The sequence below is a fragment of the Jeotgalibacillus campisalis genome (genome assembly GCF_000829515.1).
In the GTDB taxonomy this organism is placed as follows: Bacteria; Bacillota; Bacilli; order Bacillales; family Jeotgalibacillaceae; genus Jeotgalibacillus; species Jeotgalibacillus campisalis.
In genome coordinates this window covers 85,941-103,300 of record NZ_JXRR01000001.1, presented here as the reverse complement: position 1 = coordinate 103,300, position 17,360 = coordinate 85,941, and the positions used below count along the sequence as shown (strand labels likewise).

At 43.3% G+C, this 17,360-nt stretch carries 15 protein-coding genes and 1 riboswitch; of the genes, 9 read left to right on the top strand and 6 right to left on the bottom strand.

Going from position 1 to position 17,360, the window contains the following annotated elements; translation table 11 throughout:
- Position 1: 1 nt before the first annotated feature.
- Positions 2–631: a YkoF family thiamine/hydroxymethylpyrimidine-binding protein gene (locus KR50_RS00485; RefSeq protein ID WP_052476614.1), complete on the bottom strand. Its 630-nt coding sequence runs from the start codon at positions 629–631 to the stop codon at positions 2–4.
- 100 nt (positions 632–731) lie between these two features.
- Positions 732–838, bottom strand: a riboswitch (TPP riboswitch).
- Positions 839–993: 155 nt separating this feature from the next.
- On the opposite strand from KR50_RS00485, the gene KR50_RS00480 reads away from it, so the two are divergent.
- The 3 genes from KR50_RS00480 to KR50_RS00470 are packed head-to-tail and all read left to right on the top strand — an operon-like array spanning position 994 to position 3,260.
- Positions 994–1,446, top strand: coding sequence for a MarR family winged helix-turn-helix transcriptional regulator (locus KR50_RS00480; protein WP_041053532.1), 453 nt, complete (start codon positions 994–996; stop codon positions 1,444–1,446).
- Between the two features lie 7 nt (positions 1,447–1,453).
- Positions 1,454–2,836 (top strand): MATE family efflux transporter, encoded by a 1,383-nt coding sequence (locus KR50_RS00475; RefSeq protein WP_052476612.1) that lies wholly within the window; start codon positions 1,454–1,456, stop codon positions 2,834–2,836.
- A gap of 16 nt (positions 2,837–2,852) precedes the next feature.
- A complete protein-coding gene (locus KR50_RS00470; protein WP_041053531.1) occupies positions 2,853–3,260 on the top strand; it encodes a VOC family protein in 408 nt (135 codons plus the stop codon).
- Between the two features lie 162 nt (positions 3,261–3,422).
- Here the strand turns inward: KR50_RS00470 and KR50_RS00465 are convergent, their stop codons facing one another.
- Together KR50_RS00465 and KR50_RS18620 are read right to left on the bottom strand one after the other, a co-directional pair.
- Positions 3,423–5,483 carry a cation:proton antiporter gene (locus KR50_RS00465; RefSeq protein WP_041053528.1) on the bottom strand — a complete coding sequence of 687 codons (2,061 nt, stop codon included), beginning with the start codon at positions 5,481–5,483 and terminating at the stop codon, positions 3,423–3,425.
- A gap of 198 nt (positions 5,484–5,681) precedes the next feature.
- A complete protein-coding gene (locus tag KR50_RS18620) occupies positions 5,682–5,855 on the bottom strand; it encodes an SE1832 family protein (protein WP_198134216.1) in 174 nt (57 codons plus the stop codon).
- Between the two features lie 209 nt (positions 5,856–6,064).
- Between KR50_RS18620 and KR50_RS00460 the strand changes: the two genes are divergently transcribed.
- The 6 genes from KR50_RS00460 to KR50_RS00435 all read left to right on the top strand — a co-directional run bounded on the left by KR50_RS00460 (position 6,065) and on the right by KR50_RS00435 (position 14,733).
- Positions 6,065–7,510, top strand: coding sequence for a circularly permuted type 2 ATP-grasp protein (locus KR50_RS00460; RefSeq protein ID WP_041053525.1), 1,446 nt, complete (start codon positions 6,065–6,067; stop codon positions 7,508–7,510).
- A gap of 1 nt (position 7,511) precedes the next feature.
- A complete protein-coding gene (locus tag KR50_RS18675; protein WP_041053523.1) occupies positions 7,512–8,480 on the top strand; it encodes an alpha-E domain-containing protein in 969 nt (322 codons plus the stop codon).
- 63 nt (positions 8,481–8,543) lie between these two features.
- A complete protein-coding gene (locus KR50_RS18670) occupies positions 8,544–9,395 on the top strand; it encodes a transglutaminase family protein (protein ID WP_041053521.1) in 852 nt (283 codons plus the stop codon).
- Between the two features lie 152 nt (positions 9,396–9,547).
- Positions 9,548–10,231: an oxidoreductase gene (locus KR50_RS00445; RefSeq protein WP_041053519.1), complete on the top strand. Its 684-nt coding sequence runs from the start codon at positions 9,548–9,550 to the stop codon at positions 10,229–10,231.
- Positions 10,232–10,334: 103 nt separating this feature from the next.
- Positions 10,335–12,188 carry a cation:proton antiporter gene (locus tag KR50_RS00440; protein WP_041053514.1) on the top strand — a complete coding sequence of 618 codons (1,854 nt, stop codon included), beginning with the start codon at positions 10,335–10,337 and terminating at the stop codon, positions 12,186–12,188.
- 367 nt (positions 12,189–12,555) lie between these two features.
- On the top strand, positions 12,556–14,733 hold the full coding sequence (locus tag KR50_RS00435; RefSeq protein WP_041053511.1) for a DNA topoisomerase III: 2,178 nt from the start codon (positions 12,556–12,558) through the stop codon (positions 14,731–14,733).
- An 87-nt stretch (positions 14,734–14,820) separates the two neighbouring features.
- Here the strand turns inward: KR50_RS00435 and KR50_RS00430 are convergent, their stop codons facing one another.
- From KR50_RS00430 to KR50_RS00420, 3 genes are all read right to left on the bottom strand, one after another.
- Positions 14,821–15,099 carry a putative periplasmic lipoprotein gene (locus tag KR50_RS00430; RefSeq protein WP_041053508.1) on the bottom strand — a complete coding sequence of 93 codons (279 nt, stop codon included), beginning with the start codon at positions 15,097–15,099 and terminating at the stop codon, positions 14,821–14,823.
- 138 nt (positions 15,100–15,237) lie between these two features.
- Positions 15,238–15,585 (bottom strand): hypothetical protein, encoded by a 348-nt coding sequence (locus tag KR50_RS00425; protein ID WP_041053507.1) that lies wholly within the window; start codon positions 15,583–15,585, stop codon positions 15,238–15,240.
- Positions 15,586–15,942: 357 nt separating this feature from the next.
- Positions 15,943–17,331, bottom strand: coding sequence for an MFS transporter (locus tag KR50_RS00420; protein ID WP_041053506.1), 1,389 nt, complete (start codon positions 17,329–17,331; stop codon positions 15,943–15,945).
- Positions 17,332–17,360 lie beyond the last annotated feature (29 nt).

Sequence of the window (17,360 nt, the reverse complement as noted above, 5' to 3'; positions counted from 1 at the left end):
TTTATTTATCCTCCTGATGAGAAGGGCTGTTGATGCTCATGTTCACTGTCATAACGATATGTGAGCTTTTACTTTGCTGCGCATTTGCAAACACTTCCTCCAATGTAGCAAATACATCGTGTATATCACCGTGGAGCCCGCTGGCATAGTGAACGCCTTTTTTCAGCGTACCGTGTTTTTCTGCAACTGCCACCTGATCCATAATCGTTTTCATATAATCCGGATCTCCCATAGGATAAAGGGCAAATTGGGAGGATACATATTGCGAAAGATCCTTCACTACGGGTTCGTTTAAACGGATATCGTCCTCTGCCATATAGGCATCGCCTTCTGTATCGCCAGGACAGCCAATCGAAAAAGTAGCGTTAAGCGCCACATGTGCACCTGTTTTTGCTGTATGGAGAACCATTGCTTTTACAACGTCGAAAATATGGATTTCCCGGCCGCGGACACATGTGCTGACATCGTCAGTTGAGCGCCAGATTTTAGAAGTATCTGCTTTTTCCATGGCACCTTTCAGCAGTGACACAAATTGATCGTCCATAGGATGAAGGGAGAAGCGGCAGCCGGCTATTTGGCTCGTTCCGCACGAAGCTCCAGCTGAAAAAGATGTTGATTGTGTGTTTGTCATTGTTATTCCTCCTGATTTGGTTTTTGACAAAACAAAAAGCTGCATCCCCGGTAAGGAAATGCAGCTTCGTCATCATCAAGTGAGTGATTTTATGTATGAGTGATGCGTCACCACACTTCCCCACGCCAGTATTACCTGGATCGGGTAATGAGGGATCGGAACAAAATGTTCTCATCACAGCCCTTTCGAGCACCCCTAGTGTATCGACTTTCGTATGCAGTTAGTTTATGTCCCGTCCATCATATATCCTTCCCTCATACTTGTAAAGAAAAAATAGTGTTTCGGAACATGGAAGGTTGCATCTGCAACTAAATCGATTTATAATCAGGAAAGGATTCCGAACGAAAGAATTGAGGGGCGCTATGAACAGCAGAAAAAAATATAAATCTGTAGCGCGAATGGTATCAACTGTTCACCGTTATGGGTACATGCATTTAAGTAAACTATTTGAGCCTTATGGTCTGGGCCGGGGACAGGTTAAATTTCTAATGGTGCTATATGAAGAAAATGAACAGACACAGGAAAATATGGCTAGAACATTAAAAATAGACAAAACCACTACTGCACGCGCAGTAAAAAAGCTCGAAGACGAGGGATATGTCATTCGAGGGCCTCATGAAACAGACCGGCGCTCTCATATTGTCAAGCTGACACCAAAAGCAAAAGAGCTTGAACCGGTCATTCGGTCTATTCTTGATGATTGGACTACTACGCTGACAGCGGATTTTACAGAAGAAGAAAAAGAGCTGGCACTGATGCTGTTAAAGCGAATGGCAGACAATGCAGTGAAAAAAATTCAGGAAAAAGAGAGGTGACCAGAGGATGAAACAGCAAAGTACACAGCTTGGCACAGAAAGAATTCCGAAGCTAATGGTCCGTTTTTCAGTTCCAGCGTTTATTGGCATGTTCGTCATGGCATTTTATAATATTGCTGATACATTTTATATTGCTCGCGGAGTTGGGACACTTGCCGTCGCTGCTCTTTCTATTGCGTTTCCGCTGCAGCTGATTATTACAGCTTTTGCAGCAGCGATTGGAATTGGGGGAGCGTCGATCATTTCAAGGCGGCTTGGAGCGGGGAAATTAGATGAAGCCAATGAAGTATTTGGGCATGTGGTCTGGCTGGTCGGCCTGTTAAGTGTTCTCATGGTTGCTATTGCATTGATATTTCTGGAGCCTATCTTACTTGCTTTTGGAGCAACTGAAGATATACTTCCTTATGCAAAACAATATTTATCGATAATATTATATGGTTCACTATTCCAGGCCTTTGCCATGTCCGCAAATAATATTGTCCGTTCCGAAGGAAATGCGAAGGTTGCCATGCTCACCATGATTGTGTCAGCAGGCTTAAACATTATCCTTGATCCTATCTTTATCTTCACACTTGATATGGGAATCAGCGGAGCTGCTATTGCAACCGTCATCTCCCAGGCAGTTGGAGCGGTATGGATATTCTTTTACTTTAAAACGGGAAGAAGCTCCTTATCATTCAGATGGGTAGGCCTTCTGCCGGATTTAAAGGTAGTGAAGGAAATTGTCAGTATTGGTTCTGCGACGTTTGTCCGTCAGGTAGCGGGAAGTCTTATGTTTATCGCAGTAAACTGGATGCTGGTCATTCATGGTGGAGAAACTGCAGTCGCGATATTCGGGATCATAAACCGGATTATGATGTTTGCGATTATGCCGATGTTTGGAATCGTGCAGGGTATGCAGCCGATTATTGGCTATAACTATGGTGCACAGCTTTATCACCGAGTAAGTGATACATTAAAAATAGGAATTTTGGCTGCGAGTGGAATTGCAACATTTGTGTGGATTATGACGATGATTTTCCCGGCAGGCATGATGGCTGTGTTCTCCACGGATCCTTCAGTAGTGGATGGCGGAGAAACAGCGATGCGCTGGATTTTCCTGGTTGCCCCGATTATCGGCTTTCAAATGGTGACAGGCGGTTTATACCAGGCGCTGGGGAAAGCAAAGATCTCATTTATTTTATCGATGTCCAGACAGCTTATTTTTCTTATCCCGCTCGTCCTTACTTTACCATCTTTCTTCGGACTTGTTGGTGTATGGCTTGCTTTCCCGATAGCAGATGGTCTGGCGTTCCTGCTTTCCCTTTTCTTTGTATGGAGAGACCGGAAGCAGCTATTTCAAAAAACACCTGCACAAGCTAAGCTCCGTCAGGCGGAAGCAAACGGTTGAGAAAAGGGGCAAAAACATGATCCATCATCTCGAGATCTATGTGTCGGATTTAAAACAGAGCCGTGAGTATTGGAGCTGGCTTCTTACTGCTCTGGGCTGGAGCCCTTATCAGGAATGGGAGAAAGGTTTCAGCTACAGAAGCAGGGAAGCCTATCTTGTTTTTGTGGAAGCAGAAGCAGCCTATAAAAAAGAGGGCTATCACAGGAAACGCATTGGATTAAACCACCTGGCGTTTTATGCCGAATCGAAAGAACAGGTAGATGAACTAGCGGATGAAATGAAAAAACGCAGGGAGCGTCTTTTATATGAAGAACAATACCCATATGCAGGCGGTCCTGCTCATTATGCTCTGTATGGAGAAGACCCGGACCGGATTAAAGTGGAAATTGTCGCTCCCGTCGGAACATTGCAGCAAGGTGAGTGAGGTAAATACAATTTAAACACGACAAAACGAATGTCTTGATGAACAGCAAGTTTTAGTTCATCAAAACATTCGTTTTTTTGTGCAAATACTTCTATTTTGATCACACTCACATTGGAAATTGGACCGATTGATTAATGAAGGCTCATTTTCGTTAAAGGAAAATTAATCATAATCACGTCGGAACAGGACTTCTTTAGGCACTTCCGTTCCCCGTGCACCCCGCAGATCGGTTTCGCCGGTTTCTGTAGGGTAAAAAATAATGAAGCTCTCAGGATTGGCTTTTGCAAGTTTTCTTGGCACTCGTTCAAGCTGCGGATGCCAGGCGATGGTTCCTTTTCGGGCGCTCATGACCATGACCAGGTCATTTTTACGCAGGGATTGGACAGGCTGATCGTACAGTTCCTCCCACGACTCAAGGCGATGCATAAATGTCGTGACAGATGGTTTTATAGAAGAGAACAGCGTCTCATAACGATCAACCGTGTCACGGATTACCAGGCATTCAACCATGCAATTTAATTGTGAAGCCATTCCCTTGACGATTCTTATACCATCTTGAATACCTGGCTTATAATAAGAGCCTTTAGGCAGGATGAGCACGATCCTGTCTGTGGTATTGAGTGGATGTCCAAGCTTTACGATCATCGCCCTTTCATTCGTATGATCAAGAAAATTATCAATGATTCCTCCAAACAGCTTATTTGCCGGACGCTCTCCATTCCAGCCGGCAATAATCGTGGTAATGCGCTCCTCTGCGACAGCCCGTTCGATTCCGCGTCCGATATTCCGGTCAATTTTTATAAGAGAACGGGCCGGGATATTTGCTCCTGCTGCATAGGCGATTGCATCTGTCAGCATCTTCTCAGCTGAAGCCACCTTGCCTTCTACAGACTTAACATCCTTTTGTACGACTGATAAAGGATAAATGGGTTCAGTTGAAAGCTTCGCTTGCCGCACAATAAACCCCAGATCCAGCAAGGTTTGCGTAGTATGGGGGTTGGCAATCGGGATTAAAATGCGTTCAGGACGGTCATCTTGATCAGATTGTTCCATTGTCTCCGCCACTGCGAGTCTTCTTCCATATTTTTCGGTCATATACGGACCTAAAATACAGGTTAAGAGAATCATCACGATCACCCCATTCACCGTGGCCTGGTCGAGCAGAGCCAGTTCAAACCCAACGAGAGTGGCAGCCAAAGTAGCTGCTGCTTGAGGCACCGTCAATCCAATCATGACCCGGTTTTCATCTTGCGAATAGCGGTAAATCCGGCAAGTAATAGCGCTCGCGATGCTTTTTCCGATCAGCACAGCACCCAGGATGCTGATGGTCAAAATCCATGCATCGGTACTTGAGAACAAGACAGACAAGTCCATCAGCATTCCGACGGATAGTAAAAAGAAAGGAATGAACAGTGCATTTCCTGTAAAACGTATACGGTTCATCAGCGGTCCATGATCGTAAATATACCGGTTAAGTGCGAGACCTGACAGGAATGCGCCGATAATCGGTTCTAGACCAGCAAAGAGCGCCAGACTTCCCGACACAAAGAGAATGGTCAAAACAAAGTTAAATTCCATTTGACCTTCATTATTTGAGTTTCTGAAAAACCATTTAGCAAGGCGTGGAGCCCCTGCCAAAACCACCAGCGCAAATAAGAGGGTGGAGGTAATCAGCCGAAACCAAAAGCCCACACTCGCATCGCCTGAAGCATATCCTGCAACAACTGCCAAAATCAGCATGGCCAGTGTATCAGTCATTAACGTTCCGCCAATGGCTGTCGTAACCGCTTTGTTTTTAGCAATGCCAAGTCTTGAAGCAATCGGATAAGCGAGAAGAGTGTGAGAGCCTACAATGGAGCCAAGCAGAATTGCAGCCGCCCAGCCAAAGCCTAAATAATATCCGACCGCGGTTCCGAATACGAGCGGAATGCAAAAAGAAAGCAGCCCGAAGGAAATACTTCTTTTGCGGTACTTTTTAAACCCATCGATATCAAGCTCCAGCCCGGCAATGAAAATAATAAATAATAAGCCGACAGTACCAAGCAGCTGAATCGTTTCCCCCCGTTCAAGAAGACCAAAGCCATTTGGTCCCACGATGACACCTGCAATGATGGGGCCAATAATACCTGGAATCCGAAGCCTGCTCATGATAAAAGGAGAAACTAAGAAAATAATAACGGCAAGTCCAAAAACCAGCACGGGCTCTTCGAAGGGAATAGTCATAGATTGATCAGCACCTGCTTCCACTTGAAATAAAATATTTACTGATTATAGCATAAGGATCTCCAGAATCAGCTAGGAGGAAGAGCCTTTTGATCTTACCCTAAACGTAAAAATCGCCCGTTCGCAAAAGACAGGTTTTACTAAGCTTTTGTGAACGGGCGACCTAATTTACCATACAAGATGATGAAGAAAGGAATATTACGAAAGCTCCTTTCTAAGATGATCCAGTTCTGCTTCTATACCCGCAAGCCTTTTCTCAGCTGAACCCGTATCCATTTCTAATGATTCAAGTTTTTCAAGCTGATCCTGAGCGCGGATATACTCCTGCTTAAGTTCTTCAATACGCTGTTCAGATACTTGTGAATGACTCATTAAATAAGCTCCTCCTCTATTTTTTATGCCTATAAGTCTACGCTTTTTTTCTTCGCTATGCAAAAAACACGAAGAGATATACATATTTTTCAATTCTGCGGGGTATAGAGTAATAGAGTTAATTTCAGAAAATTTAGAGGATTTTGTCGCGGAATTGTCGAAAGATAAAAGAGAGTACGCTAAATTATCTTAGAGGGGGGATTTCCTGAATGTTTAAGCCTTATCAAACCGATCTTTTTTTTGATGAGATGCTGCAGCAAAGCGGAAGCACGAAAAGTCATTACGAGGCATTTCACAATATGATGAATCAGTTTTCTGCAGAGGAACTGAGAGAAAAGCATGAAACTGCCCAGTTAAGCTTTTTACGGCAAGGAATTACCTTCACAGTCTACAACGATAATGTCGGAACAGAACGGACCATGCCATTTGATTTTATCCCCATTATTGTTCCGCCTGATGCATGGACAATAATTGAAAAAGGAATGATTCAAAGAGCAGAAGCCCTGAATATGTTTTTAGAAGATATTTATAAAGATCAAGTCATTCTGAATGATGGAGTGATCCCTCGTGAATTAGTGGAACAAAACCCGAATTATTTCCGCAAACAGGTCGGTGGAGTTGACATTCCTCTGAATAATCATATTTTTCTTGCAGGAATAGATTTAATACGAGACCAAGAGGGAACTTATAGAGTACTCGAAGATAATCTTCGTAATCCATCCGGTATGTCTTATGTTTATCAAAATAGATATGTTATGAGACAAGTATATCCGGAATTTTTTAACCGCCACAGCATTCATTCACTGGAGCATCAGCTATCCAATATGCAGGAAGCATTGCTTTCTCATGTTCCTAAAAACTGCAGCAGCAAAAAACGCGCGGTTTTGCTGACGCCGGGTATGTATAATTCCGCTTATTACGATCATGTTTTTCTGGCCCAGCAAATGGGGATTGAACTGGTCGAGGGACGGGATCTGCAAGTGAGAAACGGCATCGTCTATATGAAAACAATCCGGGGAATGCAGCGTGTGGATATTATCTACCGCAGAATTGATGATGAATACCTCGATCCGGATTCGTTTAATCCCGATTCAGCACTTGGGGTGAAGGGACTGCTCGGAGCGTATAAAAAAGGAAATGTTGCGATATTAAATGGCATTGGAAACGGTGTTGCAGATGATAAAGCGATGTATGCCTATGTTCCGGAAATGATTCGGTACTATTTAAAGGAAGAGCCGATTATTCCGAATGTGGACACATATTTTATGCGGAACGAGGAAGAGAGAAAGTGGGCGCTTGAGCGGTTGGATGAACTGGTTATAAAAAATGTAGGAGCATCAGGTGGCTATGATATGCTCATTGGTCCTCATGCATCAGTAGAAGAAAGAGCCATTTTTAAAGAGAAAATTGAAGAAAATCCTTCTCAGTACATTGCCCAGCCAACCATTCAGCTTTCCCGTGCTCCGGTTTTTCAAGAAGGCGATTTTTACCCCTGTCATGTGGATCTGAGAGTATTTGTGATGCGGGGCGAGAAAACGCATGTACTCCCGGGAGGTCTTTCACGTGTTGCACTGAAAAAAGGCTCACTTGTTGTTAACTCATCCCAGGGCGGAGGAGGAAAAGACACATGGGTATTGAAGGGGGGCGAGAGCTAATATGCTTAGCAGAGTAGCAGATTCACTGTATTGGATGTCACGGAACATTGAACGAGCTGAAAATAATGCTAGAGTACTAGGCGTTCAGCTTATCCAGATGCTTGAAGCATCTTCTGAAGATTCTCTCGCTAATCATGATTGGGAAACTGTCATTGAAGTATGCGGATCACTAGAAGAGTTCCATTCGTTGTATGAACAGCTGACAATCAATAATGTTATCGATTATTTAGCTTTTTCAGAGATCAACCAAAGCTCTATCCTAAGTTGTGTCAAATTTGCGAGAGAAAATGCAAGAGTAACCCGTGACAATATACCGGCAGACTTGTTTGAAGTCTGGAATGATCTTTTTCTCGAAAGCACGAATATGTTTATTCCGGAAGGGTCGCTGAAGGAAGTTCATGGCTTTTTAAAAAAGGTGAAAGTTGCATCATTAACCTCACAAGGGGTTATTGAATCTTCCATGTCCAGAGGGGTTCCGTACCGGTTTATTAAAATCGCAAAATGGCTGGAAAGAGGGGAAAAGACAGCCAGGATCTTGAATGTTCTCAGCGAAAAATCGAATGATGACCGTGAGAGAGCAGATGGCACTAATTATTATTACTGGCGGTCTGCCCTGCAGCTGTTAAATGGCTACGACGAGTACTTGAAAAAGCATCCTCCAAGAATGAACGAGAAAGATGTGCTAACCTTTTTAATCTCTGACTATGCTTTTCCCCGATCGATTCAATATTGCATGGACCATGTGAGAGAGGCGATCATTGCGCTTGAGGGAGGGAAAGTATCGCATTATTCATGGCGGATGTATGCAGCGCTGGACCGATTGATGGCAGAGTTTGATGAAGATAAAATACGTTCTCTTGCCGTCCATGAATTCAGTTCATTTTTAGATGATTTTCAGGACCGATGTAACGATATCAGTCAGGTTTTTTCTCAAACCTACTATTTAATCGAGCCTGCTCATGTCCCTTGAAAGAATCCTTTACGTACCATAAATAATTGGAATGACCATCAGCAGCGAGGAAGTGAAAACGGAATGAAGTACGAAATCGAACATACGAATACGTTTCATTATGAAACGATAGTGGACCAAAGCATGAATGACATCCGTCTTAAACCGAGAACAGATGAGTGTCAGCGCCTCCTTTATTATCGTTCTGAAATTACACCGGCTTCTTTAACGAAAGAATATATTGATTTATGGGGAAATAGCGTTGAATCATTCTTTATCGCAGATTTCCATCAGTCACTCGAAGTAAAGACGTATGCTACGGTCAGTATTCAAAAAAGCCCCTTTATCGGCAGAATTGACTATTCACCTGAAATGCAATCCATTTTTCATTCCGATTTATTTAAACGTCATTATCTTGCTTCCTTAAATCAAACGGCCTATACATTTGTAGAGCAGCGGCAGGTAGACAAGATCGTTCAGGAAATCGGGGATACAGAAAATCCTGTGCAATTTTCCTTAAACCTTATGAAATACGTTCATGACATGTTTGAATATGATGCGGTTGCAACGAATGTGGAAACCAAAGCAAGCGAATCTATTGAAGGAAAAAAAGGCGTTTGTCAAGACTACGCCCACGTTATGATTGGCGTCCTTCGTGCAAGAGGGATACCAGCCAGATATATAAGCGGGTATCTGTATGTAGGAGAAAATTCTGCACTCGTTGGAGATTCCGCCACGCATGCCTGGGTTGAAGTCATGGTTCCCGGAATTGGTTGGGTGGGACTGGATCCTACAAACAATGTAGAGGCACTCGAAAACCATATCCGGGTTGGTGCAGGCCGTGATTATGCGGATGTCAGTCCTTTGCAAGGTGTTTACAGAGGCGGCAAACATACATTGGATGTTAAAGTAAGTGTGAAACTGGTCGATCAATAAGAAGAAATGGCGCCGGGCTGCCCGGTGCCATTTTTAAATGAAAATAAATGGAGCTGTGGACGTAAGACAACGAATTAAATAGTTAATTTATACCGTTGGTGTGGATAACTAATGTGTTCAACATTTTAAACGAAGAAAGCAGGGGCAAAACGATGAAAAAAAGAACGGCACTCGTGATTGGCGCGACAGGACTTGTAGGGAAGGAAGTAGTCAAAGAGCTTTGCAGCAGGGAAGAATATAGCGAAGTAACGGCGATTACCCGATCCTCATTTAACATGAATCATCCAAAGTTGATAAATAAGATCATTGATTTTGATTATTTAGAGGGCATGCACGTGGGTGTAGTAGATGATGTGTATTGCTGTCTGGGAACGACTATGAAAAAAGCGCAATCCAAAGCTGCTTTTAGAAAAGTAGATTTAGATTATCCGCTGCAGTTTGCTTCATTAGCGAAGCAAAATAATGTCAGTCAATTTCTCGTCATCTCTGCCATGGGGGCTGATTCTTCTTCCCCGTTTTTTTACAATAAGATAAAAGGGCTTATGGAGGAACAGCTGAGAGAGATGGATCTTCCTAAATTGCAAATCTTCCGACCATCCCTGCTGCTTGGTGACAGAGAAGAGTTTCGTTTTGGCGAGTCGATTGGAGCTAAAGTCATGACATTAATCGGGTGGGCAATGGTAGGCCCGTTAAAAACGTATAAGGCGGTTCGCGGTGAGCAGGTAGCACTGGCTATGGTTGAAAAAGCACTGGAAGGCCGGAGTTCAACTGTTGTGGTGCATAACTCAGCAGAAATAGAAAAAACAGAAAGAACCAAAGCGCAAGAGAGGAAATAAAAAAAGTAGGAGAATCTAAATTCTTCACCTATTCCTTCTTAACTGGTAAAGTAAGCGGTAGGTTTTTAAAAGTGTGCGAAAGGCAGGAAGAGGGGATCCATTCATGTTTAATTCATTATTGTTTACCGTTATGCTCGTTGTATTTCTTGGGATCCTATCTCAATGGCTCTCGTGGCGGATAAAACTTCCTGCGATTGTTGTTATGTCGGTTGCAGGAATAATTGTCGGCCCTGTATTAGGTATCATAAATCCCGAGCAGGAGTTTGGGGATATGTACGGACCAATCATTTCCATGGCAGTGGCCATTATTTTATTTGAAGGCAGTCTGCAGCTTGACCTGAGGGAAATAAGGGATTTGGGCAAGCCGGTTTTTCGAATTGTTACCTTTGGGGCATTTATTGCCTGGATTCTCGGGTCACTAACCGCCCATTATGTAGCAGGCTTATCCCTGCCAGTGGCATTTGTGATCGGCGGGCTATTTATAGTGACTGGACCAACGGTTATTCTTCCTCTTCTCAGACAGGCTAAATTAAAGCCAAGGCCTGCGAAGATACTAAAATGGGAAGGAATTATTGTGGACCCGATCGGAGTACTTCTAGCGCTTTTCGCGTTTGAAATAATCTTGTTCTTTACAGATGAGTCTGTAACACTTCAAACTCTCCTCCTCTTTTTTGGTGCAGCAGCTTTTGCTACACTGCTGGGCTGGGGATGCGGAAGAGGAATGGGATGGATGTTTAAAAAGGGGTATATCCCTGAATTTCTAAAATCACCCGTTTTATTTGCCGTTGTTTTGCTTTGCTTTACATTGGCAGATGAAGTGATGCACGAGACAGGTCTTCTATCTGTGACGGCGATGGGAATGACGCTTGCGAATATGCATATTGCGTCAATGGAAAACATGAGGCATTTTAAAGAAAATATCTCGGTGTTGTTTATCTCGACTATTTTTATTATGCTGACCGCTTCCATTCAAATCGAAACGTTCACGGAAATTATAAATCCAGCGATTATCGGATATGTATTGCTCATGATCTTTATTGTTCGCCCGTTATCAATCTGGCTGTCAACGATTCGAACGGATCTGTCCTGGCAGGAAAAAACACTTGTTGGGTGGATCGCACCAAGGGGAATCGTAGCACTGACAGTCTCGGGGTATTTTGCTTCCGTTTTATTTGAAACAGGTTTTGAAGATGCGCGTTTGCTTACTGCATTAACCTTTGCTCTTGTATTCGCAACGGTTTGTGTTCATGGCTTCTCAATCGGCTGGGTTGCCCGCAAATTAAAATTAGCCAATGACAGTAAGCCGGGAATCATTGTCGTTGGAGGGAATTTATTCACAAGAGAGCTGGTAAGAGCATTGAAAGAAATGGAGATACCTGCTCTATTAGTTGATTCTTCATGGAAAAAAGTGATGAAAGCAAGACAAGGCGGTTTATCCACCTTTCATGGGGAAATTTTGTCCGAGCAGACAGAGTACACTCTTGATATGACACCGTATGAAACGATTGTGGCTGGTACAGAAAGTGATGCCTATAACGCACTTATTTGTTCCACCTTTACTCCTTCCATGGGTGCCAAAAACTTATTTCAAGTGGCATCCGAAAGAGAATTGGCGTCAAGTGATGAGAAACTGACTCATACGGTTGGAGGCAGAATTTTGTTTAACCAAACGGCCACCTTGCAAAACCTCATATCTCAGCTTGAAAACGGGTATGTGTTCCGGAAAACATTGTTAACCGATCAATACAGCTATGATCAATTTAAAAAGGAAATCGACGCAGAGGATACGATCGTTGGCGTCTTAAAAGCTGCGGGTCATTTTGAACCCTTTGCACTGGATACGGAAATAGCTGTTCAGGCAGGGGATACCGTAGTAAGGGTTTCATCAGCTTCAAGAGAAAAAGAAAAGATTCATCAAAAATCAAAAAAGGCATTAAGAAAAAACGGTGATGCGTAACAGTCGTCCTTTACGAGGAGCAGCTGATTAAAGGCGAACTTGAAACATAAACTATGAGGCTGGAAAGATAACAGATAAATGAAGAAGAATGTTCTCACGACTTTTTAAGTGAGGACATTCTTTTTTTGTTGAAGTATCTCTCACTTGATGACATCTTAAAAATGCAGGCAGGCGGCTTACCTCTGGACGAAGCGGGGTGGATGGGATAGGTGCAAAATGTTTACCGCCAAGCCCTGTCTAAACGGTATGCATGGACCGGAAATGAACCGCTCTATGCTGGAGGATAAGTCCTTCCCACCGTTATGTTACAGCTGTTTTTCATGTTATACTGTAAGGCAGGAATAGACGGATAAGAAAGGATTTTTAGATGAAAAAAACAGTCGTATTAGCAGAAAAACCATCAGTTGCTAGAGATATTGCACGTGTGCTGAAATGTACGAAAAAGGGAAATGGTTATCTGGAGGGAGACCGCTATATCGTTACGTGGGCTCTGGGCCACCTTGTCACACATGCTGATCCGGATGGGTATGGAAAAGAATATCAGTCGTGGCGTTTAGAGGATCTTCCCATCCTTCCAAACCCAATGAAGCTCGTTGTCATTAAACAGACCGGCAAACAGTTTCAAGCGGTTAAGCAGCAGCTCTTAAGGCAGGATGCAGCAGACATTGTGATTGCAACAGATGCAGGTCGCGAAGGTGAGCTGGTTGCCAGATGGATTATTGAAAAAGCCAATGTAAAAAAGCCGATTAAACGTTTATGGATTTCTTCGGTCACTGATAAAGCGATTGAACAGGGATTTCGCACGTTAAAAGATGGCAAGGGATATGAGGCGCTTTTTGCCTCAGCTGTTGCCCGGGCAGAAGCGGATTGGATCATGGGGATTAATGCAACACGAGCCCTCACAACGAAATACAATGCCCAGCTTTCTACAGGGAGAGTGCAGACACCTACGATTGCCATGATCGCAGCGAAGGAAGAAGAAATTCAACGTTTTCGTTCTCAAGCCTATTATGGCATTCAAGCGAAAGCCGATGGATTTACGCTTCAGTGGCAGAGTCAGGGCGGACAGACAAGAACCTTTGATCAATCGAAAGTCCAATCGATCATGAACAAGCTTGAGGGCAAGCAGGCGGTCATTCAGGAAGTAAAGAAGACACCGAAAAAAACGTATGCCCCTGCCCTTTATGATTTAACGGAATTGCAGCGGGATGCACATAAACGCTATCATTATTCTGCAAAAGAAACGTTGTCCATTTTACAGAGACTGTATGAGCAGCACAAGCTTGTCACCTATCCGCGAACAGACTCACGCTATTTAACATCCGATTTAGTAGAAACATTGCCGGATCGTTTAAAAGGGATGCAGGTCAAGCCATACGCAGCTCATGCATCCAAGCTTCTCCGCACATCCATAAAGGGGAACAGCAGGTTTATAAATGATGCCAAAGTAACCGACCACCATGCCATCATTCCAACCGAGGAACGGCTGCTGCCGGATGTGTTGAGCGATAAGGAGTGGAAGCTGTATGATCTGATCGCCACACGCTTTCTTTCTGTGCTGCTGCCTGCTTATGAATTTGAACAAACCATCATTACAGCAGACATCGCAGGGGAAAAGTGGACAGCGAAGGGAAATATCCCAACTGTGACAGGATGGAAATCCGTTTTCGATACGGGTGAAGAAGACCTTGAGCAAGGGGACGTAAAAGCGCAAAAGCTCCCGGATGTGAAAAAGGGAGAAGTACTCAGCATAAAGAAAATTGAAGAAACTGCCGGGGAAACCAAACCCCCTGCCCGTTTCAATGAAGCAACCCTGCTGTCTGCTATGGAAAACCCGAAAGCATACATGAAAAATGAAAAGAAAGAGCTTGTTCAGACGCTTGGTGAAACAGGTGGTTTGGGCACCGTTGCGACCCGGGCAGACATCATCGAAAAACTGTTTAATAGCTTTTTAATCGAAAAAAGAGGTCAGGAGATTTTAATTACGTCTAAAGGAAAACAGCTTTTGGAGCTGGTTCCGGAACAGTTAAGATCACCTGTACTGACTGCTCAGTGGGAGCAAAAGCTTGGTGCCATTGCAAAAGGGACACTTAAAAAGCAGGAATTCCTAGCTGAAATGACTGCCTTTACAAAAGAAATTGTACAATCCATCAAAAACAGCGATGCCAAGTTTAAGCATGATAATGTAACCGGAACACATTGTCCGGACTGCGGGAAACTTATGCTTGAAGTGAAGGGCAAAAAAGGAAAAATGCTCGTCTGTCAGGACAGGGAATGCGGTCACCGCAAAAACATCGCCAAGGAAACAAATGCAAGATGTCCGAATTGCCATAAAAAACTTCAGCTCCGCGGAGAAGGGGAAGCGCAGACCTTCAGCTGCGTATGCGGGCACAGAGAAAAGCTTTCTGCTTTCCAAAAGCGAAAGAAACAATCTTCAGCTAGCAAAGCAGGAAAAAAAGATGTAGCAAACTACATGAAGAAACAAAACAAAGAAGAACCTGTGAATAGTGCGCTTGCGGATGCGCTCAAAAATTTAAAATTGTAACAGGATCACCTGTAAAGACAAAGCAAAAACCGGTGGAACTGCCTCTCAGAGGACCGTTCCACCGGTTTTTTATTTCATATAAACGTACTAGCAAATAGCCCTTGACTCTTCTGTTAGCTCCCCGCTCTGAATATGAACGTAGTCAGTTCCACTCTCACAGTTATCTTTATTTTCCCATCGAATCACATACTTATTCCACTCGCGGCTTATGGATTGAATTTCAACTTTCCCAATAGTAATTGTACTGTTTTCAATGACAATCCGTTTTGCTTCATCTTCTGAAATTTTTGGATCTGAAAAGCTGTTGCATCCGCTCAAGATCAAGATTATTACAAGAGAAATCGTTAAAACTGTGGCTTGTTTCATTAGGTTTTCCTCCACTTTCCTTTTTCAAGTAGACGCGGAGGCTATGTACTCAGTTTCATTCTGTTCCGTTTACTAAATGCAGGTTCAGGTCCGGTGAAAGGGCGTGGATACAGAGTTGGAATCAGTAGGCGTAAATCGTTAGTTAAATTTCCCTTTCATCACGTAAATAGCATCATACTGCTTTAACAGAGCAGCATTTGCATCCGGGTCTTCAAAATAACTGTTTTCTAAAGTACTCACAATATCATCACTGGAAAAAGCAAAATATGACAATACGATTTCGCCTTCAAATGGCATCGTTTCTTCAAGATAATCTCCTGAAATTCTAGCTGAATCCTCAGGAGGCTCAACTGTGAAAGATGTACTTCCGCTGCCATCCTCGTTTGTAACGGCAAGGTTAATGGATAGAAGGTTTTTATCCGGATCGTCCATATACACGTCATCAGAACTAAATACAATGGACCCTTCCTTACTAACAGAAACCATTATGTTTGCGACGTCTTTAATGTACTCCCCATTTTCATATTCTTCAATCCATACATTAAGTTCACTAAACTTTTCACCATTATAAAAATCGAAGATAGAGTAGTGATTGGATGATACAGACAGAATTTACATTTCCCGGTCGCTTAGTTCAGCTTTGCGCACTGTATTCGCTTCCTCTTCATTGCAGGCGTTTAAAAGGGGAATCGCAGCCATCAGCGAAATCAGCAAGTATTTTTTCATAACTTTCCTCCTATGACGATATATCCTTATATTATCATAGGAGGAAATTTTATGAATTAATAAAACAAAAAAAACCTCCGGAATCAGTCAAAGCCTGACTTGTTCCGGAGGGAATGATTAATAGGATTCAGCTTGCTTATCAGCCCTTTTGTACAGTACGGAAAAGAATGCTGCGGTCAGAATGGCGAGCAGGCTTAAAACAATAAATAAGTTGCTGTAAATGACATTCAGTCCGCTTTCAGACAGAAAATTAAACTGGGTGGTAACGCCTTGTATTTCAAGCACGGATCCAAAGATCGCACTTGAGAAAGCGCCGCCCATAAAGTTTAATAAATTGAACAGTCCGATTCCGACCCCGTTTTGCTCAGGGGATAGGGTAGTTGTTAATAGATCAGCTGTAGAGCTCTGGATTAACGGGAAACCGATATAGGCTACCAGCATACATAGCGATATGATCCAGGCGCTGCTGCCCGCAAACGTTGAGATGAGCAAACAGCCGGCTGCAATAAGAATAAGGGCGGTCTTTACGACCGGTACCCCGCCTTTTTGGTCGATAACCCTTCCACCGTATTGACCGAGGATTCCGCTTATAATCGCACCAGGAAACAGCACCAACCCGATTCCAATCGTAGACAGCGCATTTAAATCTCTCAGCATAATGGGAATGACAAAGATCAGTCCAAACAAACACGCTGTACCAAAAAAGCTTGAGAATACGGTAACGGTGTAGCGTTTGTTTTTTAAAATGGATGGCTGAATAAAGGGTTCTTTTGCTTTAATGGTCCGCCAGATAAAAAGAGCAGCGAACAGAGCGAATGCGAGTAATAATCGTGCATCAAACGTCGTAATAAAAAACAGGAGTGAAGCAGCCGTCAGCGCAACAAGAGCTGCACCGGGAATATCCACTGACCCGTATTTTCTTTCTTCCTGCGGCAGCCATTTGCGAAATAAAGGAATGGACAAAGCTGCAAGCATGGAAAATAGAAATAAAAATCTCCAGCTAAAGGCTCCTCCGATTAATCCGCCTAAAATAGGACCGACTCCTGATGCGAAGGCGACAGTTGACGCGACATAACCAAATACCTTACCTCTGCTGCTTGGCATGAAACGGGAAGGAATAATAAAAGAAAGAGCGGGTATACTCGCACCCCCCATGGCTTGAAGCATACGAGCCAAAATCAGCACCTCAAAGCTTGGTGACACTAGGCCAAGGAATGCTCCTAAAGAAAATAAAGCAATGCCGAAAGTGAAAAGCGTGCGGATCGGAAACAAGTCTGCGAGCTTTCCGTACATTAACGACCCGATCGCGAAAACTAAAATGTAGCCGGTCATTACCCAGCTTACCTGTGAAGGGGATAAATCAAATTCAGCTGAAATATCCGGAATGGCCACATTAAACATGGTGCCGTTCATAACAGTAAATGCTAAAATTAAACAAACTAAAAATGTCAGTTTCTTCTTTTGAGAATCCGGCACTTCGTTCGATTGAGAAAATTGTTTTTTCATACGTAACCGCCTTTTTAACATCCGTGTGG